This window comes from Nostoc sp. JL34, assembly GCF_017114945.1.
Taxonomy (GTDB): domain Bacteria; phylum Cyanobacteriota; class Cyanobacteriia; order Cyanobacteriales; family Nostocaceae; genus Nostoc.
The window spans coordinates 1-25,354 of the sequence record NZ_JABXKQ010000162.1 but is presented as its reverse complement, the minus strand read 5'-3'; the positions used below and the strand labels follow the sequence as shown (position 1 = coordinate 25,354).

Genomic DNA, 25,354 nt, shown 5'->3' with positions numbered 1-25,354 from the left:
CTTGAATGTTAATTTTTATTAAAAAACCTATAGTTGACTTAAAAAAGTTAAAAGTGTGAAACCACAGAGGCACAGAGAGAAAATTTGGCTAGCCTTGGAAATTGGGAATTCTCGGCTGCATTGGGCATTATTTATTGGCGAGACACTTTACTCAGCCTGGGATACCGACTATTTTCCTCAGTCTGTCATACAATATCTAGCTGAATGTCAAACCCTAGATGATTTATTACTAGCAATTTCTTCACCCCATCAACAAAGTAATTTTCTCACAAATACTCCACCCCTTTGCGCTTTTGTTTCTCTGCCTCCGTGTTCTCTCCTCCTCGCCTCGGTAGTTCCCAGCCAAACTGCTATTTGGCAAAGTTATCCTAACATTCACGTTATTACCTTAGACCAAATACCACTAACAGGTGTATATCCCACATTAGGAATTGACCGCGCTTTAGCTTTGTGGGGTGCGGGGAAAACTTGGAGTTTTCCTATCTTGGTAATTGATGCTGGAACAGCGCTGACTTTTACAGCTGCGGATGCTAATGAGTCTTTAGTTGGAGGTGCAATTTTGCCAGGGTTAGGTTTGCAATTTACAACTCTCGGTCAAAAAACAGGACAATTACCATTAGTAGAAATGCAAAACTTGCCGTCTCTGCCAGCACGTTTTGCTCTCAATACTACAGAAGCTATTCAAAGTGGAGTGATTTACACAATATTAGCTGGAATTAAAGATTTTATTGAAGTGTGGTTGCAATTATTTCCTAATGGTAAGATTGTAATTAAAGGTGGCGATCGCACTTTATTGTTAAACTATCTGCGAACCTTATATCCTGAAATAGCGGCACCTTTAATTGTGGAACAAAATTTAATTTTTTGGGGAATGAGGGAAATATTTAGGAATTATTAGGAATTATAAGTCATAAATTAAGAATTAATTAAAGCAGCTGCTGTGAAACAGATGTTGCTGAGTTATGTATTCTAAGACGATGTTTGCAAATTCAACAAATATACTGGAAACATCATCCTATATTTTGGATGTGAGTATTTGATCTAAATCAACTTTCACTTTCAAGTATCATAGGCACTTTTTCCTGACTTTTCAACCTATTTCAAAAATAATATAGCTAATATTTCTGAGTTATTATGACCAAATTTAGTATTCTGAATTAGCCTATAAATACTTTTTTTCTGAATATAAGTTGCTGTAACTGATAGAATTGTAATTAACAAAAAAAATATCATATAGTTAGTAGCAATATCTGGTTTAATTTGCACCAGTGATTGTTTAAAATATAGGAATAAGATGTGCCATAAGTATATCCATAATGTTGATGTGCTGATAAATACTATAGCTTTAAAAATTGGATTTTCTTGATTATTTAAATTATATTTTTTACATAATATATCAACCACGCTAAACGTAAGCATTGACATAAAAATTCCATAAGATAAATAGTAAATTCTTGGTGGGTATTTAAAACTTTGCGTTGATGGAATTACTCCTTGCGTATAGGATAAATATCCAGCTACTAGCAAAAACACTGTTAAAAAAACTCCAGCAACAACTAATATTGATTTTCGCTTCATCGTTGGTAAAGCAATACCTAATCCAAATAAACATCCATACGAAATAGTATAAAAAACGTAGTTATTTATCAAACTAGATAAGAATGGAATATTCACTATATTAATTTTTGTAGCTATCTCTAACAGTATTTCATAACATATATAAATGCATAATAGCACTGCAAAAAAATGATTTTTACTTCTACAAGACTTATATAAATTCATAATTATAGTTGAAATAATAGCCATGAGAATAAAGACACGTATTACCCATACGTAACCTATGCCATCTAATAATAAAAAACTATTAATAATCTGTTTTTTTAATAAAAAAGGGTAATCATTTCCTAATAAATAAGAAGCAATATAAATAGAAATAAAGTAAAAACTCAAAAACAACCATACAGGAGCAATAAGCCTTGGAATTCTCCTATGCAAATAAGTAAGCAAAGAATAGTTTTTCTTATAACTAGAACAGTAAAAGAGTGAGCCAGAAACGATAACCATTAGAGGAACATCAAAATTCCTAATATTAAAAAAGATGTTTTGAGGAATTATATGAGCAAGAATAATCGAAAAAATACCTAGAGTTTTTAGAATATCAAATCTAATATCTCTTGTCACACTCTTTTCTGCTTCTACTAGCTCTTTTTGGCTTTTCATCTGCTTAATTACTCTCTTAATTCCACGCAAGACTTTTCGCAGGTGTTTGCTGCTAGCGATAACTATCAAATTTAATATACTACGGCTTATGTGAAATGAGGTAGTAAAAAAGAAGGGGAAACCGCAAGATAAAGTTAACTACACTCCTGGCTGGGTCAATATTTTGGTATTGATGTGCTTCCTTTTGAACAATATAATATCCTGTAGCTTAATCTACATCAGGCGTTTGGAAGTCCCTAATAAATTCCTGAATTTCGTTCGCCACAACCTCAGCACAAGATTCTGGTAAGTCATTTCCGGCATGGGCAATCATTTTCAACTCAACTTTTGGCATCAGTTGGGCATAAACCCGGCTCTTAGCTAAAGCATCTGGTGTATCTTGCCCACCTTGTAAAATAAAAACTGGGACATCTATCATGTAAAGCTGCTTTTGCAGTAATTCCGCCTCAATTTCTACTTGTCGCCGTTTGAAAAGTAACTGGCAACCTATGGGATAGGGCAATAGCGCTTGACGCAACTGTAAGTCTTGTGCAATTTTTTCATGCCAACCCAGGATTTTAGTCAAAGGAGTTAGCGATCGCAACAATTTAACTACTAGTGGTGGATAATTCAATAATCGCCGCATCTTCTGGCAATATTCTTCTTGTCCTGCTATCTCTACGCCCTCTGGTGCTAGGAGTATCACACCATCAACTTTCTCTGGATACTTTAAAGCATAGCTAGCAGCAATCCAACCCCCAAGAGAATGCCCCACTAAATATACTTTTTCTAGCTTCACAGCTTGTAAAAATTCAGCTAGACATTCAACTTGTAAATCTATCGAATGGTGGATATTAGGATTTTCTGATTCACCAAACCCTAGCAAGTCAGGTGCAAAACAATGAAAATCTTGTGCAAGGGACTCCATCACAGATAACCATTGACTGCTTTCATTCCAAGCACCATGTAAAAAAATTATAGGAGTTTTTTCACCGACTTCACGCCAGAATAGTAACCCTTGAGATAGCTTTCTCCGGGAGTTACGGAATAGTGTATCCATTTTATTTAGTAGTTAACTTTTAGCACCATAATAATTAGTCATTAGTCATTAGTCATTAGTCATTGGTCATTATTAACTAGTTCTGGACAAATTACAAAGAGATAAGTCTGAGCCAAGGCTTCTTGAAATCATAACTTTGGCGGCAAATGACAAAGAACTAATGACTAATGACTCATGAAAAAATATTGTTATGCCAGTGTTGTCAAGCCATTCAAGTAGTCTTGCAACTGCCGAGTATGGTCGTGAGACATCTGTCCTGAAGGTAGTAAACTGGGAGAGAAAGCTTGGATTTCTATGACTTCTAACGTGTCTTGAATCTCCATTGTCCCATGTACCTCGGCTTCAACCACAATACAAATTGAATGGATTCTGGGATCGCGGTCTGGTGCAGAGTAAACTCCTACCAAGCGGTTAATTTTCACCAATTCTAGCCCGGTTTCCTCCATCAATTCCCGGCGGACTGTATTGGGAACATCTTCTCCCCAATCCACAATCCCTCCAGGCAATGACCAAAGACCATTGTCGCGCCGCCGGATCAGTACAATCCGACCATCGGGTAAAATTGGGATGATACTAGTGCCAGTAATGGGATGACGAAATATTATACCCAATACTGTTTGTCCAATCCGCCATAAGCTACGTGTGGACTCGACAGCTGCCGGAAAAAAAGCAATAACGTTCAATCTTCAAAATTTATGTGTTGTATTCTATAGTTCTCTACCACTTACATAGACTCAACTAATAAAATTTTTGTTGAGTTTTGTTTTATACAAAAATGTTTGTGGATTGAGATTTTATTCTCACGATTTACGTAGAATATTATTAATTCTAACATCAAGTTTCAATAGAAGCACTGTATTTATATATACATAATATTTTTTGAATTAGGAAAATTTTCAGTTTATAGCTAGCATTAGTGCTGCTGAAACTAGCTATCACTAATAATTTTTGAGTACACATTAAAAAAAATAATACAAATAAGAAGTCAGTCGTCAGAATTATCTCTTGAAAATATTAGTTTGTTTCAATAACAATAACTAGTTAGCTAATTTCCAATTGATTTGACAGATTGGAATCTAATAAAAGGGATTTTTTATTTAGCTGGCAGGGATAATTCAGAATCATTATTGACAGAACAAGGTTGAATGCGGTAGACTAGTACACTGTTTAAAGCGTATTTATTGCTGCACTAGGCTACAAGTATATCAATAATATTGGTAGCTGATATTGCCTACGTGATGCCTAGTTGCTACTTTTTTGTTGTTTATTAATGAGGTGAACATGGCCAAGCGCCGTAACCCGAAAAAAGAAAAGGCGCTACGTAACCAGGCGTATGCCAGAAAGTTTCGTAAACGGACTACGACAGGAAGAATGCAGAGAAGGTTCCAACAAAGACCACCAAAGAGTGAAGAAGAAGAAGGCGCAGCAACAGCAGCTGACACTGACTAAGCTGTCTGCTTAAATCCTTTTTAATTTAGATTATTTATCTTTTAGGGCGTACATTTGTACGCCTTTATTTATTTTTGGGCATTGGCAAAGAAAACTATTCTCAATTCCCCATTGCCCCTAATCCCCACTCCCTCTATCGATCGATTTGAGCGCGGGCGGCGATGAGTGCTTTACTAACCTGTAAAAAGCCAGTACCACCGTAACTGTTGCGGGCTGCCACAACTTGACGAGGGGATATCGCCTCATAAATATCTGCTGCAAATGCCGGATGTAGTTGTTGCCATTCTTCCAATTTCAAATCTTTTAGGAGTTTACCTGCGGCAATACTAGTTTTTACAACTTTACCCACGAGGTTATAAGCTTCTCGGAAAGGGACACCCCGGGCTGCCAGATAATCTGCTACATCGGTAGCATTGGAAAAATCTTCCGCGACAGCTTCTGCTAACCGCTGGGTACGGAATTCCAAGCCTTCCCTGAGTAAAATCGTCATCGCTTCTAGAGAGGCTTTGATTGTGTTGACGCTATCAAATAGACCTTCTTTATCTTCTTGTAAGTCTTTGTTATATGCCAGAGGTAGCCCCTTCATAATCACCAACATCGCTTGGAGATGACCAAATACACGTCCTGTTTTTCCCCGCACCAATTCTGGTACATCGGGGTTTTTCTTTTGGGGCATGATACTGGAACCCGTAGCACAGCTATCCTTGAGGGTGACAAAACGAAATTCTTCAGATGACCAAAGAATGACTTCTTCTGCAAGGCGGCTGAGATGAACCATAATCAAGCTAGCCGCACACAAGAATTCGATCGCAAAATCGCGATCGCTCACTCCATCGAGGCTGTTAGCATAGATATCGTCAAAATCCAAAAGTTTGGCTGTATAGTGGCGGTCAATGGGGAAAGTGGTTCCTGCTAAAGCACCACACCCCAAAGGTGAGATATTGACGCGGCGAGAAACATCTCCTAAACGTTCCCAGTCACGTTGGGTCATTTGAAAGTATGCCAAGAGGTGGTGAGCTAAACTCACGGGTTGGGCGCGTTGGAGGTGGGTATAGCCAGGAATCAGGGTTTCAACGTGCTTTTCGGCTATATCTAGTAAAACACCTTGAAATTCTCGCAATTCGCTTTTAATTTGTTGGATTTGGTCGCGGAGGTAGAGTCTGGTATCGGTGCCAACTTGGTCATTACGCGATCGCGCCGTATGCAACTTTTTACCGACATCGCCGACAATTTCTGTCAGTCGTCGTTCAACTGCAAAATGGACATCTTCAGCATCTACACCAGGCTGAAATCGGCCCTGGCGGTACTCTTGGCGAATTTGTTCTAAACCTGCAACCAGTTGCTCTCCTTCTTGTTGAGAGATAATGCCCGTGTGAGCGAGCATTTTAGCATGAGCTTGAGAACCAGTGAGGTCATATTCTATTAATTCAATATCAAAACCGATACTGGCATTAAAACGAGCGATCGCTGGATGCAACGCTGATTCAAACCTCTGGCTCCAAGTTTCTTTTTTGGTCATAAATTATGAAAGGAGTGGGAGAGAGTTAAGAGTTAAGAGTGAGAAATTATGAGTTTCTGACTCCTAACTTCTCACTCCTCACTTTCAACTCCTAACTTTTAAATTTAACCGTAGCTAGTTAGATTCCGAATCATATAGCCAATGACTAAACCAATCAACAATGCCCACACTTGACCTGTTTGTATAAAGTGGCTCCAAGATTTTTGAACCTGACCCATCAGGTCTGGGTCGGTAATTGTTTGTGCTAAAGCTGTCCAATTTACAGGCAAATGCCAAAATAACTGAGATATCAAATCGCTGTAATGGCTCATATTTGGTGATGAAGAAGTTAGTGGGGCAAATTTCAGTATCAGTTTATTTTTTACATTAATTACTGATATTTACTGAAATATTGGATATAACTTCAATGTCTTAACTCAAGATGTAGCCGATGCCAACCGCAATTTCTCGGCAGTCCGCAAAATTTGCCCCGCTAACACTGCTGCACCAAAACCATTATCGATATTTACTACGCCTACTCCCGCAGCACAAGAGTTAAGCATTGTCAACAAAGGTGCTAAACCACCAAAACTTGCGCCATAACCGATGCTAGTGGGTACGGCAATCACAGGACAACTCGCTAAACCAGCGACAACGCTAGGTAAAGCGCCTTCCATCCCCGCCACGACAATCAACACCGATGCTGACTCAATCAGGTGGCGGTTACTTAATAAGCGGTGAATCCCCGCAACGCCAACATCCCAGAGGCGCTGTACCTGAAAACCAGAAAGTTCAGCAGTTACAGCTGCTTCTTCAGCAACGGGTAAATCAGCGGTACCAGCAGAAAGAATACCAATCTCACCCCAGAATTGTGGTTCGATAGTAGGGGGAGCGATCGCACAAATTCGCGCTGATTCGTAATATCGCAAACCGCTAACTTTTGATTGCAGTACGGCATAAACTTCTGGTTCGATGCGAGTTGCCATCACCACCGGATTACGGACGCGCATCACCTCCATAATTTGAGCAATTTGATCGGGAGTTTTACCAGGGCCCCAAATCACTTCTGGGAAACCAGTTCTTAGCTGGCGATGGTGGTCAATTTTGGCAAATTCACCTACAGATTCATAAGTTAAGTCTTTGAGTGAGTCTAATGCCGTATCTGGCGTAACTTTACCATTGGCAACCGCAACGAGTAGCGATCGCAAAGTTTTTTCATCGGTCATGGGTCATTTGTCCTTTATCCTTTGTCATTTGTTCTTTGTGAATAACCAATGCCCCATGTCCCACGACTAATCCTTTATTTTGATTTGTTCAATATTCCAGAATGCGCCGCCAAGGGCAGAGAATTTAATGCCTTCAAAACGATTACGCACCGCTGACAATGAATAAGGATTAACCAGGTAAATAAAAGGTAAATTTTCCTGGGTAATCTGCTGTGTTTGGGCATAAATCGCTTTAACTTTAGCTTCGTCTAATTCTCGTGCAGCTTGAATGTAAAGATTCCCTATTTCCGCTTCCCAAGGAGCAACCTCCCAACCCTGAATCGGCTTTTGTCCTGCTTGTGGTTTCTGGTTAAACATGTGCAATCCGCCTTCAGGTGCCCAGACATTAGCACCATCATTCGGTTCTAATCCACCGGTCAGACCCATCAAAGAAGCTTCCCAATCCAGTGAATTAGAAACTTTGTCAGTAAAAGTATTCCATGCCAACGGAGTGAAATCAACTTGAATGCCGATTTTGCTCAAGTCCTGTTTAATCTGCGATCCCATTGCCTCACGGATTTTATTTCCAGCATTGGTAAGCAAAGAGAAACGGACACGATTTCCTTGAGAATCTACTAACTGATTGTTGTTGTACTTAAATCCTGCTTTTAGGAGTAAATCCTTCGCTTTTTGCTGATTGTAATCATAAACTTTTAACCCCTCTTTAGGAGAAAGGTAATAGGGGCTTTGCACAGAAATCGGGGAATTTTGTGCTACACCCAAGCCGCGAAAAGTGTTATTAATCATCGTTTGGCGGTCAATTGCATAAGCTATAGCCTGCCGAAATTGCACATTATTAAACCACCGAGATTTAACTGGATCAACCAGTGGCTTTCCGTTCCTTTTACCTTTGTTGAGATTGAACCAAACAAACGATGTAGCGGACGTTGGTCCACCATTATAAATGTTGAAATTACCCTGCTTTTCTTGCACCTTTAGCAAAGAAAAGTAATCTGGGGACACTCCCACAGTATCTAACCCCCCAGAACGAAATTGCAGCAAGGAGGTATCTGTTGATTCCACAATTTCCCAAATTACCCGTTCAATATAAGGCTGGGAATTGCCTTGAGCATCCTTGCGCCAGTAATGGGGGTTGCGGCGGAAGACCACACGCTGACTGGTATCGTAGCGCTCTATTTTGTAAGGGCCGTTGACAATAATTTCATCGGGAGGAGTATCTACACCCCATTTTGTCAGAAAGGTTGGACTGCCATTTTGGTCTTTCGTTTTTATCGATTTTTGCAATATATGGCTGGGTAAAATTGGCGAACCTGTACTTAGTAGGAAAGGTCTAAAGGGTTCCGGTACGCTAAACTCAACTCGACGTTCGTCCACTTTTCGCACAGTGGGCAGTTTCCTACTTTCACCAATCCTCAAGCTGTCTCTCACATCTGTAGGAATTGCTTCGTTAAGGTAAATATCGTTGTAGGTAAATACTACATCATCTACTGTTAGCGGTTGACCATCAGACCATTTCAACCCTTCTCGGAGGGTAAAAACAATCTTTAATTTATCATCGGAAATTTGCCAGGATTCCGCTAATGCTGGCTCGACTTTCGCAGTTATCGGATTTTGGGTGATTAACCCCTCGTAAATTAAAGGAAAAACATTGGGAGACTCTTGACTGAGAGGGTAGTTAAAGGTTTTGGGATCACTGAGAATACTACTTACTAATTGCGGTACTTGAGCTGCGGCACTTTTAAAGTTAGTTGGGTTGCAGGCGGCAAGTATAAGTGCTGTTGCTGAAGTCAAAATTATTGGCAACAAAAAATGTTGAATTGCCAGAAATATTTTTCTAAAAAATTTCATAATCTCAAATTTATTTCCATCCTAATTAGTCTTCAATATCTTTTTCAGAGACTAAAACAAAAATTACTCTGAAGCAACTAGTAAGACGACAGCATAAGCACATATTCCTTCTTCACGTCCAACGGGGCCTAATTTTTCGTTAGTAGTAGCTTTGATGCCAATTTGATTCGCTTGTAATTCTAAAACTGATGCTAGTTTGTCGCGCATATTGTGAATATGCGGTTTTAATTTTGGACGTTCTGCTACTACCACCGAGTCAATATTTCCGATTTGCCACCCTTGCTCCCGAATCAGTTGATGTACTTGAGTTAATAGTACTAAACTATCTGCTCCCGCCCATTGGGGATCGCTAGGGGGAAAATAATAACCAATATCCCCCAAAGATAATGCCCCAAGCATGGCATCCATAATTGCGTGAGTCAGCACATCAGCGTCACTGTGACCTAATAAACCCAGTTCATGGGGAATTTGAATTCCACCTAAAATTAAAGCGCGATCGCTCACCAGTTGGTGAATATCGTAGCCGTTACCAATACGAATTTTAGTCATTAGTTATTTGTCATTTGTCATTTGTCAGGAGTTAGGAATTATTATTCTCCCCCTGCTCCCATTTCTCCAACAGATCGGGGCGGCGATCGCGGGTTTTTTGAATTTGTTGTTCGTAACGCCATTGGGCGATCGCTGCGTGATTCCCACTGAGCAAGACTTCAGGCACTTTCAAGCCGCGAAAATTAGCAGGACGAGTATATTGGGGATAGTCCAACAACCCTTCCTCAAAACTTTCTGCTGTGAGAGACTCCGTTTTGGCTACAGTTCCTGGTATTAACCGCACTACACCATTAATCAAAGCCATTGCTGGAATTTCCCCGCCGGTGAGAATAAAATCGCCTAAAGATACTTCACGAGTTACCAAATGTAGCACCCTCTCATCTACTCCTTCGTAATGCCCGCAAATAACTACTAACTGGTCATAATTTATCGCCAATTCTTTTAAAAGAGGTTGATTAATTGTTTGACCCTGTGGACTCATCAAAATTATTTCTCTTCGGGGTAGAATTGGCAGCGACTCCACAGCGCTAAAAATAGGTTCTGGCTTCATTAGCATCCCAACACCGCCGCCGTAGGGTTCATCATCTACCTTTCGGTGCTTGTCAGTGGTAAATTCCCGTGGGTTAATCAGATGCACTTCGGCAATCTGTTTGGCTAAGGCTTTACCTAGCAGCCCAGAATTGAGAACAGAGTTAAAACAGTCAGGAAAAAGCGTAACTATATCAAAGCGCACAGTTATTCGTATTCGAGGACACTAATCTTAAATTTGAATGTCTAGCAAACACCAGCAAGCCAAGGTCGGGTCAAACTCCAGTTAAACTTTATCAATAGTATCTAAAACTACCAGACCTCTTGGATTTTAGATGGGAGCAAAAGTTTTTCTAATTACTTAATTTATGTTTAAATGTTGTCACAACTACATTTAAATTAATAATCATATCAAGTTAACAACTTCCAGGATGCATCGAGCTAGCCTCAGAAAAAAGCGTAGTCTTAACTGCTCGTCCCCAACCCTAGAGTGGGAATCTAGCCCCCAAAGACTATTTCGCCCTGCTGCAAGTGGACAGGTGAACAACAAGACGCTGGCTTTGAGGAATAAGAACGACACGTTTAGACTGAGGCAACGCGAGCGTTAAGCGAGAATTTGGAGAGTAGCTGATCCAGTTCCAAACTTCCAAAAAGTGTCCTCTCAAAGAAGTAAAGCGCAAAAATCATGACTGCTTCTGAACCTTGTTAAATTCACCTGAAAGTTGTTGACAGGAGAAACACAATGCCGCAATTACAAGCTAAATCGCTAGAAATGAGGACACCCCAAGCAACTAAAACCGCCGTTCTGGTTATCGGAGGCGCAGAAGATAAAGTTCATGGGCGCGAAATCCTACGAACTTTTTTTGGACGTGCCGGTGCTAGTAAGGCTTATATTACAATTATTCCATCTGCCTCTCGCGAACCCGCTATCATCGGTGGTCGGTATATTCGCATTTTTGAAGAAATGGGTGCCCAGAAGGTAGAGATTTTAGACATCCGGGAACGGGAACAGTGTGAAGCCTCCCAGATCAAAGCATCCTTAGAAGCCTGTAGTGGGGTATTTTTGACAGGAGGAGACCAGCTGCGTCTCTGTGGCGTATTGGCAGATACGCCAGCAATGGAAATTATTCGGCAGCGGGTGAGGGCGGGGCAACTTACGTTAGCAGGCACCAGTGCAGGAGCGGCAGTGATGGGGCATCATATGATTGCTGGCGGCGGTAGTGGAGAGTCGCCCAATCGTTCCCTAGTAGATATGGCAACGGGTTTGGGATTTATTCCTGAAGTTATCGTTGACCAACACTTTCACAACCGTAATCGGATGGGGCGACTGATTAGTGCGATCTCAGCTCATCCTGATCGCTTAGGTATTGGCATTGACGAAGATACTTGTGCTGTATTTGAACGCGATGGTTGGTTACAAGTTATGGGCAAAGGCAGTGTCACCATTGTTGATCCCACTGAACTCACCCACACCAACGAACCCCATGTCGGTGCTAATGAACCGTTAACCGTGCATAATTTACGTCTCCATATCCTCAGCTACGGCGATCGCTTCCACTTGTACCAGCGGACTGTATTGCCTGCTGTACACCGAATCTCCAGCTGACGGGATAGAGTATCTGAGGTTACACTGAGTTGACCGCAAATTTTAGGTTTTGGATTTTGGATTTTAGATTAAAAGAGCTTTTTGGTACATACCACAAGAAAGTGGACGAGACCAATGAAAAAGACGCTCAGTGACTCGGTTTAGCTACGCTATCGTCAATCTAAAATTAAGAGAGCCAAGTCCTCTGATAGTCTCTTTTAATCCAAAATCATAAATCTAAAATCCAAAATCATTTGACCGCACATTTATTTCTTACCGTAGAAAAATGATAAGAATACCATGTAAAAAGAAAAAACTGTTTGCAATGAACAGTTTAGCGGTCAATTCCAGTAAGAAACTAGAATTTTGGTTCCGAATCTCCATCTACCTATTCCCATGAGAATCCTCAAGATCCAGACCTTACGCGGCCCAAACTATTGGAGCATTCGACGCCACAAACTGATCGTCATGCGCCTCGATTTAGAAACCCTTGGCGAGACGCCCTCGAATGAAATCCCTGGCTTTTATGAAGGATTAGTTGAGGCGCTGCCGAGTCTGGAGGGTCACTATTGTTCGCCTGGCTGTCGTGGTGGTTTTCTGATGCGAGTCAAAGAAGGCACTATGATCGGCCACATCGTGGAACATGTAGCGCTAGAACTCCAGGAATTAGCTGGTATGCATGTCGGCTTTGGTCGTACCCGCGAAACTGCCACACCCGGAATTTACCAAGTAGTGTTCGAGTACCTGAATGAGGAAGCGGGACGCTACGCTGGACGAGCCGCAGTGCGGCTGTGCCAGAGTATCGTTGATCGAGGCCGTTATCCCAAAGCAGAACTAGAGCAAGATATCCAAGACCTGAAAGACTTCACCCGTGATGCTTCCTTAGGCCCTTCGACTGAAGCGATCGTCAAAGAAGCAGAAAAAAGAGGTATTCCCTGGATGTCTCTGGAAGCCCGCTTTTTGATTCAGCTAGGCTACGGCGTGAACCAGAAGCGGATGCAGGCTACAATGACTGACAACACCAGCATTCTAGGCGTAGAACTAGCTTGCGATAAAGAAGCCACTAAACGCATCCTCGCTGCCGCTGGTGCGCCAGTCCCCAGAGGTACAGTAATCAACTTCTTAGACGATTTGGAACAAGCCATTGAATTCGTTGGCGGCTATCCCATCGTCATCAAGCCCCTGGATGGTAATCATGGACGTGGAATCACTATTGATATCAGAACTTGGGAAGAAGCTGAAGCCGGATACGAAGCTGCCAGACAGGTTTCCCGGTCAATTATTGTCGAACGATATTACGTTGGGCGCGACCACAGGGTACTAGTGGTAAATGGCAAAGTAGTAGCAGTAGCTGAACGTGTGCCGGCTCATGTCATTGGCAACGGCAGATCCACCATTGCCGAACTGATTGAAGAAACAAACCTTGACCCAAATCGCGGTGAAGGACATGATAACGTCCTGACCAAGATTGAACTAGACCGCACCAGTTACCAGTTGCTAGAAAGGCAAGGCTATATCCTAAATAGCGTGCCACCCAAGGGAACGCTTTGTTATCTCAGAGCAACGGCAAACTTGAGTACAGGTGGTAGTGCTGTAGACCGTACCGATGAAATTCACCCAGAAAATCTTTGGTTGGCACAACGAGTAGTCAAGATTATCGGTTTGGATATCGCCGGACTCGATATTGTCACCACGGATATTAGCCGTCCGCTGCGGGAAGTGGATGGCGTGATTGTCGAAGTTAACGCTGCTCCCGGCTTTCGGATGCACGTTGCCCCAAGTGTGGGCATCCCCCGCAACGTCGCTGGCGCAGTGATGGATATGCTATTCCCCAACGAGCAATCTAGCCAAATTCCAATCCTCAGTGTCACGGGTACTAATGGCAAAACTACCACTACTCGACTACTAGCACATATTTATAAACAGACTGGTAAAGTAGTAGGCTATACTACCACTGATGGGACATATATCGGTGATTACTTAGTCGAAGCTGGTGATAACACAGGTCCTCAAAGTGCCCATGTTATTCTCCAAGATCCCACAGTGGAAGTAGCTGTACTGGAAACGGCTCGCGGTGGCATTCTTCGCTCTGGATTGGGCTTTGAAGCCGCAAATGTTGGCGTGGTATTGAATGTAGCCTCCGACCACTTAGGAATAGGCGATATAGATACCATTGAGCAGTTAGCTAACCTCAAAAGTGTAGTAGCAGAAGCTGTATTCCCTGATGGCTATGCGGTACTTAATGCCGACGATCGCCGCGTCGCCGCCATGTCAGAAAAAACTAAGGCTAATATTGCTTACTTCACCATGAACCCCGATTCGGAACTAGTGCGGAAGCACATCCAAAAGGGCGGAGTAGCGGCCGTATATGAAAATGGCTATTTGTCCATCGTTAAAGGTGATTGGACACACCGGATAGAAAGAGCAGAACAGATACCCTTAACAATGGGCGGCCGGGCGCCGTTTATGATTGCCAACGCTTTAGCTGCAAGTTTGGCAGCATTCGTGCAAAACGTCACCATTGAGCAGATTCGTGCTGGTTTGAAGACCTTCCGGGCCTCAGTTAGTCAAACGCCGGGACGGATGAATTTATTTAATTTAGGCAACTACCACGCTTTGGTAGACTATGCCCATAACGCTGCCAGTTACGAAGCTGTAGGTTCCTTTGTGCGAAACTGGACTACAGGACAACGGATTGGCGTAATTGGTGGGCCAGGCGATCGCCGCGACGAAGACTTTGTTACTTTGGGCAAATTAGCAGCACAAATTTTTGATTACATCATCATCAAAGAAGACGATGATACACGGGGACGCCTACGGGGTTCAGCCGCCCAGTTGATTATTCAAGGCATCACCCAAGTTAAGCCTGATAGCCGCTATGAATCAATTCTGGATGAAACCCAAGCGATAAATAAAGGCTTAGACATGGCTCCTGATAACAGTCTGGTGGTCATTTTGCCAGAAAGCGTCACTCGAGCTATTAAGTTAATTAAGCTGCGTGGTTTAGCGAAGGAAGAGACACACCAACAAAATCCCGGCACTACTGTCATCGATTCCCAAAATGGGATCACACCTTCTTCTGTTGTTAATACCTTACTGTAGTCAAGAATCAGGAATCAGGAGTCAGAATTACTTCTGTGCAATGGGCGTATGACTCATTGCTGCAAGCGTCTCCCCTTATGGGAAAAACTATATTCAGAAATTTCTCAATATTAAAAATGCATCTTTTCGTGAGTGCATTTCTCCTGACTCCTGACTCCTGTATTCGACTCCTTTTATGATTATTTTTCTTCCTGATTGGTTTCCTCACTGGGAGTTTTCATCTCCTCCTTAAAACCTCGTAGGGTTTTGCCCAGTGCGGTTCCCAATTCGGGAATTTTTTTTGGGCCAAAAATTAGAACAGCGACTATGGTAATTACAGCTATTTCTGGCCATCCCAGTCCAAACATATAAATTTCCTCTAAGGGATCTGTAATTAAATATAAACATTGATGGCTCAAATCTGATCAGTTGGCCATTAATAAGCGCTCGACCCTCTTGCAGAAATAGGGTATAAATAAAATCAATAGAAACATGTTCCAGAAAATAAAGCTGAGAAAATTACGCTAGGAATTTCGCGTTAGGACAGAGAAACCGTGGAACAATTCCTATTATTTTTGAAGTCGAGTATGTTCAAGACAGAACTGGACACCTTGAACAAAGCGATGGTGAGCGCAACTAACTTCTAATTGGATTGGTAATTGGCAAACCTAACCAATCGCTTAATTCATGAGCTAGCCATTCCAATTCCGCTTCAGATTTAATCGCACCACCAATACCACCAAGCTGATATTTTTTTACTCCTACCCAAATATCCAATTGGGCGGGAACGGCAATTCTAGTACCTTCAGAGTCTTTAGTAAAATGTTTGGGAATGTAAACTAACTTATTAATACTTTGTCTTGACGATGCACGGGGACGATAAAATTTCCAAGTAAACAACTCCCAGGTTAGGGCAATTTGTTCGGGATTCAGGCGTAAGCAGATGCGTCCAAATAAATGAAATAAAAATTTATACACCATCATCAAGCCAGCACCCCAAAAAGGAAGTGAGAACAAGGCAAAGGGGATGTTGACAGGAAAAGGGGCCGAGAGAGCGCCAATTGTCCAAAATAAGATAAATGAATTCCAGACGATCGCAAATAAACCTGTGAATATTATTGATGGATCAAAACCAGCCGATGGAACGATAATTTCTAGAGAATCCCCATTTCTGGTTAGTTGAATCTTACTCCCATCTGGTTTGCCAACAACAAAAGTAGGCAAGTTTGTTGGTTGTGGTTTCTCTAAAGCTGCCAGTGCAGCACTCGCAGAACTCAAACGCCGTTCTAAACTAGGTTCAATCATCCACTTTAACCAATTGCTAAAGCTGGGACTGAGATTAGCCACTTGTTCAAACTGAATACGAAAATCCTTTTGGGGTAAATCAGCTGGGTGAGTCCCCGTCACTAAATAAATTAAGGTTGCGCCTAAACTATAAAGGTCAGATGCTGCAACAGTGCGTCCGCCAAATTGCTCTGGTGGCATATAACCATAAGTTCCGACCACGGTTCTTGTCCCGGTTTCGCTAGCCAAAACAGTTTGCACTGAGCCAAAATCTACTAAATAAACTTGACCGACACTATTTCCAGAACGCTCTCCCAATAAAATATTGCTAGGCTTAATATCACGGTGAATTACAGGCGGATGTAGTTCATGTAGGTAAACGAGAATCTCTAAAAGTGCTTTGGCTATCTGTTTGACTTCAGCTTCGGTAAAAGTCCGCCCAGTTTGTAAACATTGCTCTAAAGTTTGTGCAGGGATATAAGTTTGTACTAGAGCAAATCCTTTGATGGTTGGTAAATTTACCTCAAAATACTTTAAATAGCGAGGAATTAAGGGATGTGCTAGGTTTTTTAAAGTTTCGGCTTCCCGCTCAAACAGCTTGAGTGAATCCCACTCAAAGTCACTACTAAAAGAGAGTAACTTGATAACGACTAATTCCTGAGTTTGCAAATCACGAGCTAATAGCGTCCGCCTCCCTGCTTTTTTTCCTAATAGCTGCTGAACTTCGTAGCGATCGCTTAATATTTCGCCAATCATTATGGTTTCTTCTAATGCTACGGTTGAAAAGTTTTTAGAGTTTATGACTTTTCAATTTGGCAAATCGATATCTTTAGTATAATTGCGTAGTTCTATGCCCTCCCAACTTTGGCCTTATATTACCCCTGGTATTCCCGATGAATTATTCGAGCATTTGCCAGGAATTCCCCTGAGCCAGCGAGAAGTCCGACTACTGTTAATTGCCCAACTGCGACTCAAATCAGATTCTGTGTTGTGGGATATAGGCGCAGGGACAGGTACAATTCCCGTAGAGGTGGGGCTATTATGTCCAAAGGGAAAGATTATCGCTATAGAAAGAGATGAAGAAGTAGCTAATCTGATCAAGCGTAACTGCGATCGCTTTGATGTGAAAAATGTCGAAGTTGTTGAAGGCAGCGCCCCAGAGTGTTTACATGATCTCAAAATTACCCCTCATCGCGTTTGTATTGAGGGAGGACGCCCCATTCAGGAAATTCTGCAAGCAGCTTGGCATTATTTGCCGCCATCCGGTCGGGTTGTAGCCACAGCTGCTAATCTAGAAAGTCTGTATGCTATTTCCCAGAGCTTTTCCCTGTTAAGGGCTAGAAATATCGAAGTCGTCCAGTCTGCGGTTAACCGCTTAGAGACGCGCGGCTTTTCTCAAACCTTTACCGCCGTTGATCCCATTTTTATCCTCAGTGGTGAGAAACTGGACTAGGGACTGAGGATTGGGTACTAGGGACTGGGGACTAGGAAAAAGTTTTCCAAATAAATACCTAATACCCAATCTCCATTACCCAGTACCCAGTACCCCAGTACCCAGTACCCAACCCCAAATACTTCTATGCCTTGGTCTCGGATTATTAGTGGAATTGTTGCGATCGCTCTTGCTCTTTCTGTGACCCTTTTGGGGGGTTGGTATTTTACCATCATGTTTGCGGTTGTGGTTTTTTTGGGTCAACAGGAATATTTTAATTTGGTGCGAGCCAGAGGCATCGCTCCCGCCGCTAAAACCACTATGGCTGTCAGCCAAGTTTTGCTGGTGATTTGTACCCTTGATGGTAGTTTAGCTGATGCTGTGATGCCAATAGCTGGCACACTTATTTGTTTTTACCTGCTGTTTCAGCCCAAATTTGCTACGATCGCTGATGTTTCCGCTTCTATTATGGGGCTATTTTACGTCGGTTATTTGCCGAGTTACTGGGTACGATTACGAGCAATTGATAGTGCTGCTTTTAGCAATCTTCCTTTCGGAGGTTACTGGCCCACAACCTGGACAGATTTCTGGGAAAAGGCAAACTCTGCTTCTTTAGCACAAGGTTTTACAGCAACACTGCTGACTTTTTTATGTATTTGGGCAGCCGATATTGGTGCTTATACCATTGGTAAATTCTTTGGGAAAACCCGTTTGTCTGAGATTAGCCCGAAAAAAACTGTAGAAGGTGCTGTCTTTGGTATTACTTCAAGTGTTGCCGTAGCCATAGGAGGAGCCTATTATCTCCACTTGCCCAAATCCCCCTTCACTGGTTTAGCATTGGGTTTACTGATTGGCATTGCTAGTCTTTTAGGGGATCTTACCGAATCTATGCTCAAGCGGGATGCTGGGGTCAAAGATTCTGGACAGTTAATTCCCGGTCACGGTGGTATTTTAGACCGTACCGACAGTTATATTTTCACAGCTCCTTTGGTTTACTATTTTGTGACATTACTGTTACCACTCATAGCAGATAGGTGAGTTGGGCATTGGGTATTGGGTACTGGATATTTGGAAAAATTTTTCCCAGTCTCCGTCTCCAGTCCCCACTCACTCTTCTTTCAAGAAGCGCCATATCATTTAAAATAGGGTATTAATATTTTTTAATCCGTCATCATTAAGGATTAACGTTAATCCGTCCACGACACACTAGCTTGCCTGGGATCAGCGTTAGTTCTTGGATATCGACATCTGAACCAAGATCCAGATTGTACTGATGATTATCCTCTAATATATCTCCCTGATCGGGCTGGATTGGGATATGTGCCACTTGTAACTCATGCCCACTGAGTAACTGTAAGCCCAGACAGATATCTAGAGGTGTTGTTTCACTATTGGTTACTCTCAAGCCTCGCAGTATAATTTGGTTGTTGCCAAGGAAAATTTCTTGCCAATTAATTGGTTGTGACTGTGGGTAATGTGTTGGTAAAACCTTAACCAGTAGATCGCTCAAAGCAGTCGATAATAAGTTAGATGAGAGAGAAGCATTGAGATCCTTCTCGTCTACGATCAAATCGCCAACCACTGGTACTGTTTTTAACAGTCGTAAGGGTTGTCCCTTGAGTACGGAACCGATGTTGATCTGAATATTTTCTGCTATTAATTGAATTTGTGTAATCAGGAGACCTTGATAAATCGCATGAGTAGCAAAAATAGATACCGAGGGGATACGCCCAGAGAGAAGTTGGCGATCGCTAGCTTTAATCTCCACTTCTAGTTCAGATATTTGACTGACTTGCGCTCTCAACCAGAGCTTGACTGCTGTTGTGAGTACTTGCGTAATTATGCGGATTTTATTTGCATTTGTTGTTTGGGAATTTTGCTCTGGCATCTAACCAATCTGTTTATGAGTATTTGCTCAACAATCGAACAGAAATTAAACAAGCTTTAAATGTAACATTTATGCCTACTCACTACAAAATGCAAATATCATTTAATTGTTAACAGTAAATAAGCAATTTCCACATGGAGGAACGGTTACAAAAAATTCTTGCTCAATGGGGTATTGCCTCACGTCGTGAAGCTGAAGAAATGATTAGGCATTCACGGGTGCGGATTAATGGGGTATTGGCCCATTTAGGTCAAAAAGTTGATCCCCAAAAAGATGCGATCGCTGTGGATGGTAAACCTGTATCCGAAAAGCAGCGTCCGGCTTTAATATATCTATTGCTGCATAAACCAGCGGGGGTGGTTTCGACTTGCTATGACCCTCACCGCAGACCAACAGTCCTGGATCTACTACCAAAGGAATTACGAGAGGGTTCGGGTATTCACCCAGTTGGGCGTTTAGATGCAGAATCTACAGGAGCATTAATCCTGACTAATGACGGAGAACTGACATTTGGACTCACCCATCCCCGTCACAGTATTTCCAAGACATATCATGTTTTGGTCAAAGGACATCCTCCAGAAACAGTACTACAAATGTGGCGTCAAGGTGTGATGTTGGAGGGTAGAAAAACCAGGGCTGCTAAGGTACACCTTATAGAACATCGTGCCGAGCAAAGCTTTTTAGAAATAGTGTTGCAGGAGGGAAGAAATCGCCAAATTCGCCGTATAGCTCAACAGCTAGGATATCCAGTAATCAAACTGCATCGGACTGCTATCGGCCCAATTCAATTACAAACTCTAAAAGAACCCTTTTTGTCCGAGGGTAAATATCGTTCCCTCAAAGATCATGAAATTCACTTTTTGCAAGAGCAAATAACGCAACCTATTAAAGAATCAGCGGAGTTAAGGAGTGTCAGTAGGCATGAAATGGCTAAGAAAGAAGAATAATCACCAGCCATCACTTTCATTAGAGCAACAACGAGCCGAAAAGTTGGCAGAATTGGGCGCTCAACTTTGGGCATTGCGGCAAGAACAGGGTCTATCTCTAGAGCAAGTGGTTGTATTGACCAGGATTCCTCGGCGATTATTGCAGGCGATCGAAGAAGGTAATTTAAACGATCTGCCAGAACCAGTCTATATTCAGGGTTTGATTAGGCAATTTGCCGAAGCGCTAGGCTTGAATGGAGTAGAATTTTCTGGCACTTTTCCGATCAGTTCTGCACGAGTGAACTCCCGAAGTCTGGGGAATAATTCACCCATTAGTCAATTACGTCCGATTCATCTTTACTTTCTTTACATATTCCTAATTGTATGCTCTGTAAATGGTTTATCTCAGTTATTAAATAACGCGGTACTACAAGCAAGTAATAGCCAAAATCAGCCATACCTAAAACAAAAGTCCATTGTTAAACCAGAGCCAACCCAACCAAAAGAGTCACTAAAAGTTCAACCGGTTAGCGATACCCTTAGCGATGGACAACAGGGACAGGTTGTACAGATTGGTGTGACTTTGAAAGCCTCATCCTGGATTCGGGTAGTAGCCGATGGCAAAACCGAGTTTGAGGGTATTCTGCCAGAGGGAACTCATCGGATTTGGAAAGCCCAAGAGCAACTGACAGTGAAAACTGATAATGCTGGTGGTGTTTTGATGAGCGTCAATCAGGAAAAAGCCAAGGAAATGGGAGAGCCAGGAAAAGAGGAAGAAGTTAGGATTGCTGCCAAGCCTAAGCTTTGAAATATGGGGCATGGGGCATGGGGTATGAGGCATTGGGTATGATGATTTTCATTGTCCCCTGTTCCCTTGTCCCATGCCCCATGCCCCACTAACCAACTCCTCACTGGGCTTCTGGGGCGCGTCCATTGAGTCTAGTAAGAACTTTCAAGCGATCGCGTAATTCGTCTGTCAAAGCTGCTGCTTGATAGCGCCACTCCCAGTTCCCCTCTGCAACACTAGGAAAATTCATCCGCGCTTCGTTTCCTAATCCCAAAATATCTTGCAAGGGAATAATCGCTTGGTTAGCTATGGAACTCAAAGCTAGGCGAATTAAATCCCACTGCACACCTTCAGGGCTAATACAACCTAAATAAAGCCATAAGTTGTGCTTTTCGTTGTCGTTAGCTGAATTGAACCAGCCTACAGTTGTGTCATTATCGTGAGTGCCGGTGTAAACTACAGCATTCCTTGGGTAATTGAATGGTAAAAATGGATTTTCGGGATCAGAACCAAAAGCAAACTGCAAAACTTTCATCCCAGGAAATTCATACTTGTCTCGCAGCGCTTCTACCTCTGGTGTAATTACTCCTAAATCTTCCGCCAAGACGGGTAGCTTGCCCAACTTCTCCCTAATCGCTGCAAAAAAAGCATCTCCGGGCGCTTCCACCCATTTACCATTCATGGCAGTTTCTTCACCTTGGGGCACAGACCAATAGGCCTCAAAGCCCCGAAAGTGGTCAATGCGAATTATGTCTACATAATCCAGCATTGCCTCAAAGCGCTGTACCCACCATTTAAAATCTTGTTTTTGCAATTCTTCCCAGTTATAAACCGGATTTCCCCACAATTGACCGGTGGCGCTGAAGTAATCGGGTGGAACTCCTGCCATTTGTGCTGCTTGTCCCGTCTCTGGATCTAAGCAAAATATGTCGGGATGTGCCCACACGTCAGCGCTATCATGAGCTACGTAGATGGGGATATCGCCAATAATGTCAATGCCGCGCATATTAGCGTAACTTTTTAGGTCTGACCACTGGCGGAAAAACTCAAATTGGACGAATTTGTAGTAATAAATCTCTCCATTCAGGCGATGCTGTACTTGCTCCAAAGCTTGGGGATCGCGCTTGACAAGTTCTGGCTTCCATGCGTGCCAATTTGCATTGTCGTTGGCATCTTTCAGCGCCATAAATAAGGCGTAATTATCTAGCCAATAGGCTTTGCTGTCGCAAAAACCTGCAAACTCCTTCTGCTGGATGGGCGTAGCATTCCCTCTAAAATTTTCACAGGCTTTTTTGAGTAGCCCAATCTTAATTGGCACAACCTGCTGGAAATCTACCTTTTCTCCAGGAAATCCTGGTAAATTAGCAAAGTCTTCTTCAGATAGTAAACCTTCTTCTAAGAGTTTTTCTGGGCTAATTAGCAGAGGATTTCCTGCCATTGCTGAGTAGCACATATACGGAGAATTGCCGTATCCAGTGGGGCCCAGTGGTAAAACTTGCCAATATTGTTGATGGCTTTCTTTGAGAAAATCAATGAAGCGATAGGCTTCTAAGCCTAAATCCCCAATACCAAATCGACTGGGAAAGGAGGTAGGATGCAGCAAAATGCCACTGGATCTAGGAAAAGGCATATTTAACCTGAATTATGGAAGGGGGCAATTGTCTGATGGACACGCTACGCGATCGCATCGAATTTATCACGGAACAGTATTTGCAGGGTAAAGTCATTTGTCATTTGTCCAAAGTCCAATTGTGAATAACCAATGACCAATGACTAATGACCAATGACTAATGACTAATGACCAATGACTAAATAACTATGACTTACCGAAATCCTACACCGACAGTTGATATCATCATTGAACTAGTAGATCGACCTCATCGGCCAATAGTGTTAATTGAAAGACATAATCTACCTTTAGGTTGGGCTATTCCTGGTGGTTTTGTAGATTATGGGGAAGCGGTGGAAGTGGCGGCGCGGCGAGAAGCTGAGGAAGAGACGGGTTTACAGGTGGAATTAGTTGAACAATTACTGGTGTATTCTGACCCCGATCGCGATCCGCGTCAGCATACGATTAGCATTGTGTTTTTGGCCACAGCTACGGGGGAACCTGTGGCTGGGGATGATGCTAAGAGTGTAGGCATTTTTGAGTCTTGGCGAGTGCCTAGTAATTTATGTTTTGACCACGATCGCATTCTGCGCGATTATTGGCGATATCGGCATTATGGGATACGTCCGAGGTTGGGGTAGAAGGGACGAACCGTGAAGAACGCAAAGGGCGCGTTCGCGCAGCGTCTCGAAGAGAAGGAAGAAAAGAAAGCAATACCTATGACACAAAGTTTTTGTGATTATACTGTGTCAGTGGTATTCAAAGGTGCATTATGAACGCTGAGGAACTTTTAGAGAAATACGCCGCAGGGGAACGGAAATTTCATTCAGTAAATTTGAGTCAAGAAAATCTCAAAGGTGCAGACCTCAGTGAGATAGACCTAACTAGTGCAAATTTGACTGGAGTTGATTTAAGTGGGGCAAATCTAACCAAAGCAAAGCTTAATAGTACAAATCTTACTAACGCATCTCTAGCAGATGCAAAGTTAAATTCGGTAAGTGCTTCTTCAGCAATTTTTGCTTGGACAGACCTCTATGGTGCTGACTTAAGTCGGTCAACTCTGAATAGTGCAAATTTCAATCATGCAAACTTAGAAAAGGCAAACCTAACAGCTGTAGACCTAAGTATTGCAAAATTAATCAATGCAAACCTAGATACAGCAAATTTAAGTGGAGCAAATCTTAGTAGTGCGGATCTGACTGCGGCTTCTTTAGCTGAAAGTAATCTCAGCAAAGCTAATCTAACTAAAGCAGATTTGCGTGAGGCGTACTTAACTGGATCTGATTTAACTCTAGCAAACTTAACTGAGGCAACATTGAAAAGTGCCAACCTTCAAGGAGCCAGACTTCATAGAGTGAATCTTAACGGAGTTGATCTATCAGGTATGAATTTGGCTGGTGTAGATTTTACAGCAGCATCTTTTCAAAGTACAAACCTTACGAAAGCATTACTCCAAGGAGCGAATTTAGAAAGAGCCAACTTGCGACGGACAAATTTAACCAAGGCAAATCTGGATGGAGCAAACTTGAAAAGAGCAGATTTAACTGGTGCAATAACTTACGGTATGAGCTTTAAAGATGCAGACCTAACTGGTGCGATAATGCCAGATGGAGAAGTCTACAAGCCGATCGCAGCTGAAGCGGAAATCGGTAAACAGGAAACATCGTTAGAGAAAGTAATATCTATGACCCGTAAAGTAATTAATACTGATAACGCACCCGCACCAGTGGGCCCTTATAATCAAGCGATCGCAGCTTCAGGTCAATTTGTATTCATCGCTGGACAAATTGCCATCGATCCCCGCCTTGGTGATGTTGTCTATACTGATGATGTCAAAAAACAAACTGAGCAGGTATTAGCTAATCTTGAAGCCATCCTCACAGCAGCCGGGGCGACTTTCCAGGATGTGGTGAAGACCACTGTATTTTTAGCTGATATGAATGATTTCGCGGCGGTGAATGCCGTTTATGCTAAATATTTCCCAGAAGATACAGCCCCAGCGCGGGCTTGTGTCCAGGTATCGCGCTTACCTAAAGATGTGTTGGTAGAGATTGATGCGATCGCTGTAATTAGCGGTTAGGAGAAATAGAACAATGAGCAAAATTTTAACAGTTACATATGTGTGTTGTAAGTGTAGACACACAACTGCTCAACCGTGCTTTACAACTTTATCAGTCCCGTTTAGACAAAACCTGGGGGTTAACTGATTGTATTTCGTTTATTGCCATGCAGGATCGGGGCTTAATTATTGCAGCAACCGCTGATCAACACTTTGTCCAAGCAGGTTATCGGGCACTTTTGCTGGAAATACTCTGTTAATTATCTCTCAACAAACGCGATCGCTTCTATAAGGCATCATGTAAAAATAAATTGAACAATTTGCCGAATGGTTAGATGATCAGAAT

24 protein-coding genes are annotated in these 25,354 nt (G+C 42.4%); 11 read left to right on the top strand and 13 right to left on the bottom strand.

Features of this window, described 5'->3' with window-relative positions; genetic code table 11:
• The first annotated feature begins 55 nt into the window (after positions 1–55).
• A complete protein-coding gene (locus HWQ44_RS29535) occupies positions 56–898 on the top strand; it encodes a pantothenate kinase (protein WP_292725501.1) in 843 nt (280 codons plus the stop codon).
• Between the two features lie 197 nt (positions 899–1,095).
• Here HWQ44_RS29535 and HWQ44_RS29530 read toward each other — a convergent pair whose 3' ends face one another.
• From HWQ44_RS29530 to HWQ44_RS29520, 3 genes are all read right to left on the bottom strand, one after another.
• On the bottom strand, positions 1,096–2,220 hold the full coding sequence (locus HWQ44_RS29530; RefSeq protein WP_292725500.1) for an acyltransferase: 1,125 nt from the start codon (positions 2,218–2,220) through the stop codon (positions 1,096–1,098).
• A 208-nt stretch (positions 2,221–2,428) separates the two neighbouring features.
• Positions 2,429–3,259 carry an alpha/beta hydrolase gene (locus HWQ44_RS29525; protein ID WP_292725499.1) on the bottom strand — a complete coding sequence of 277 codons (831 nt, stop codon included), beginning with the start codon at positions 3,257–3,259 and terminating at the stop codon, positions 2,429–2,431.
• A gap of 188 nt (positions 3,260–3,447) precedes the next feature.
• Entirely contained in the window at positions 3,448–3,942 is a 495-nt protein-coding gene (locus tag HWQ44_RS29520) for an NUDIX hydrolase (protein WP_292725498.1), read from the bottom strand.
• A 598-nt stretch (positions 3,943–4,540) separates the two neighbouring features.
• On the opposite strand from HWQ44_RS29520, the gene HWQ44_RS29515 reads away from it, so the two are divergent.
• Positions 4,541–4,708 (top strand): hypothetical protein, encoded by a 168-nt coding sequence (locus tag HWQ44_RS29515; protein WP_012412073.1) that lies wholly within the window; start codon positions 4,541–4,543, stop codon positions 4,706–4,708.
• A 133-nt stretch (positions 4,709–4,841) separates the two neighbouring features.
• Here the strand turns inward: HWQ44_RS29515 and argH are convergent, their stop codons facing one another.
• From argH to trmD, 6 genes are all read right to left on the bottom strand, one after another.
• Positions 4,842–6,227: an argininosuccinate lyase gene (argH, locus tag HWQ44_RS29510; RefSeq protein WP_292725497.1), complete on the bottom strand. Its 1,386-nt coding sequence runs from the start codon at positions 6,225–6,227 to the stop codon at positions 4,842–4,844.
• Between the two features lie 104 nt (positions 6,228–6,331).
• On the bottom strand, positions 6,332–6,538 hold the full coding sequence (locus HWQ44_RS29505; protein ID WP_292725496.1) for a hypothetical protein: 207 nt from the start codon (positions 6,536–6,538) through the stop codon (positions 6,332–6,334).
• A 105-nt stretch (positions 6,539–6,643) separates the two neighbouring features.
• The gene (gene larB / locus HWQ44_RS29500; protein WP_292725495.1) at positions 6,644–7,432 is read right to left on the bottom strand and encodes a nickel pincer cofactor biosynthesis protein LarB; all 789 of its coding nucleotides are present in this window, start codon (positions 7,430–7,432) and stop codon (positions 6,644–6,646) included.
• A 66-nt stretch (positions 7,433–7,498) separates the two neighbouring features.
• Positions 7,499–9,280, bottom strand: coding sequence for an ABC transporter substrate-binding protein (locus tag HWQ44_RS29495; RefSeq protein WP_292725494.1), 1,782 nt, complete (start codon positions 9,278–9,280; stop codon positions 7,499–7,501).
• 63 nt (positions 9,281–9,343) lie between these two features.
• Positions 9,344–9,829, bottom strand: a complete 486-nt coding sequence (gene ispF / locus HWQ44_RS29490; RefSeq protein WP_292725493.1) for a 2-C-methyl-D-erythritol 2,4-cyclodiphosphate synthase — start codon at positions 9,827–9,829, stop codon at positions 9,344–9,346.
• A 31-nt stretch (positions 9,830–9,860) separates the two neighbouring features.
• A complete protein-coding gene (trmD, locus tag HWQ44_RS29485; RefSeq protein WP_292725492.1) occupies positions 9,861–10,562 on the bottom strand; it encodes a tRNA (guanosine(37)-N1)-methyltransferase TrmD in 702 nt (233 codons plus the stop codon).
• A 537-nt stretch (positions 10,563–11,099) separates the two neighbouring features.
• On the opposite strand from trmD, the gene HWQ44_RS29480 reads away from it, so the two are divergent.
• Together HWQ44_RS29480 and cphA are read left to right on the top strand one after the other, a co-directional pair.
• Positions 11,100–11,963 carry a cyanophycinase gene (locus HWQ44_RS29480; RefSeq protein ID WP_069072616.1) on the top strand — a complete coding sequence of 288 codons (864 nt, stop codon included), beginning with the start codon at positions 11,100–11,102 and terminating at the stop codon, positions 11,961–11,963.
• A gap of 375 nt (positions 11,964–12,338) precedes the next feature.
• Positions 12,339–15,044: a cyanophycin synthetase gene (cphA, locus tag HWQ44_RS29475; protein WP_292725491.1), complete on the top strand. Its 2,706-nt coding sequence runs from the start codon at positions 12,339–12,341 to the stop codon at positions 15,042–15,044.
• Positions 15,045–15,223: 179 nt separating this feature from the next.
• Here cphA and tatA read toward each other — a convergent pair whose 3' ends face one another.
• A complete protein-coding gene (tatA, locus tag HWQ44_RS29470) occupies positions 15,224–15,391 on the bottom strand; it encodes a twin-arginine translocase TatA/TatE family subunit (RefSeq protein WP_292725490.1) in 168 nt (55 codons plus the stop codon).
• A gap of 268 nt (positions 15,392–15,659) precedes the next feature.
• The gene (locus HWQ44_RS29465; RefSeq protein WP_292725489.1) at positions 15,660–17,063 is read right to left on the bottom strand and encodes a serine/threonine-protein kinase; all 1,404 of its coding nucleotides are present in this window, start codon (positions 17,061–17,063) and stop codon (positions 15,660–15,662) included.
• Between the two features lie 94 nt (positions 17,064–17,157).
• Between HWQ44_RS29465 and cbiT the strand changes: the two genes are divergently transcribed.
• Together cbiT and HWQ44_RS29455 are read left to right on the top strand one after the other, a co-directional pair.
• Positions 17,158–17,760, top strand: coding sequence for a precorrin-6Y C5,15-methyltransferase subunit CbiT (gene cbiT / locus HWQ44_RS29460; protein ID WP_292725488.1), 603 nt, complete (start codon positions 17,158–17,160; stop codon positions 17,758–17,760).
• A gap of 126 nt (positions 17,761–17,886) precedes the next feature.
• Positions 17,887–18,777 (top strand): phosphatidate cytidylyltransferase, encoded by an 891-nt coding sequence (locus HWQ44_RS29455; protein ID WP_292725487.1) that lies wholly within the window; start codon positions 17,887–17,889, stop codon positions 18,775–18,777.
• A 136-nt stretch (positions 18,778–18,913) separates the two neighbouring features.
• On the opposite strand, the gene HWQ44_RS29450 is transcribed toward HWQ44_RS29455, so the two are convergent.
• A complete protein-coding gene (locus tag HWQ44_RS29450) occupies positions 18,914–19,627 on the bottom strand; it encodes a DUF2993 domain-containing protein (protein ID WP_292725486.1) in 714 nt (237 codons plus the stop codon).
• A gap of 134 nt (positions 19,628–19,761) precedes the next feature.
• On the opposite strand from HWQ44_RS29450, the gene HWQ44_RS29445 reads away from it, so the two are divergent.
• Together HWQ44_RS29445 and HWQ44_RS29440 are read left to right on the top strand one after the other, a co-directional pair.
• Positions 19,762–20,574, top strand: coding sequence for a pseudouridine synthase (locus tag HWQ44_RS29445; protein ID WP_292725485.1), 813 nt, complete (start codon positions 19,762–19,764; stop codon positions 20,572–20,574).
• Positions 20,549–21,361 carry a RodZ family helix-turn-helix domain-containing protein gene (locus HWQ44_RS29440; RefSeq protein ID WP_292725484.1) on the top strand — a complete coding sequence of 271 codons (813 nt, stop codon included), beginning with the start codon at positions 20,549–20,551 and terminating at the stop codon, positions 21,359–21,361. The genes HWQ44_RS29445 and HWQ44_RS29440 overlap by 26 nt, the downstream gene beginning before the upstream one ends.
• A 100-nt stretch (positions 21,362–21,461) precedes the next feature.
• On the opposite strand, the gene malQ is transcribed toward HWQ44_RS29440, so the two are convergent.
• Positions 21,462–22,970: a 4-alpha-glucanotransferase gene (gene malQ / locus HWQ44_RS29435; protein WP_292725483.1), complete on the bottom strand. Its 1,509-nt coding sequence runs from the start codon at positions 22,968–22,970 to the stop codon at positions 21,462–21,464.
• A gap of 188 nt (positions 22,971–23,158) precedes the next feature.
• Between malQ and HWQ44_RS29430 the strand changes: the two genes are divergently transcribed.
• From HWQ44_RS29430 to HWQ44_RS29420, 3 genes are all read left to right on the top strand, one after another.
• The gene (locus HWQ44_RS29430; RefSeq protein ID WP_292725482.1) at positions 23,159–23,590 is read left to right on the top strand and encodes an NUDIX hydrolase; all 432 of its coding nucleotides are present in this window, start codon (positions 23,159–23,161) and stop codon (positions 23,588–23,590) included.
• Positions 23,591–23,721: 131 nt separating this feature from the next.
• The gene (locus HWQ44_RS29425; protein WP_292725481.1) at positions 23,722–25,029 is read left to right on the top strand and encodes a Rid family detoxifying hydrolase; all 1,308 of its coding nucleotides are present in this window, start codon (positions 23,722–23,724) and stop codon (positions 25,027–25,029) included.
• 38 nt (positions 25,030–25,067) lie between these two features.
• On the top strand, positions 25,068–25,268 hold the full coding sequence (locus HWQ44_RS29420) for a hypothetical protein (RefSeq protein WP_292725480.1): 201 nt from the start codon (positions 25,068–25,070) through the stop codon (positions 25,266–25,268).
• Positions 25,269–25,354 lie beyond the last annotated feature (86 nt).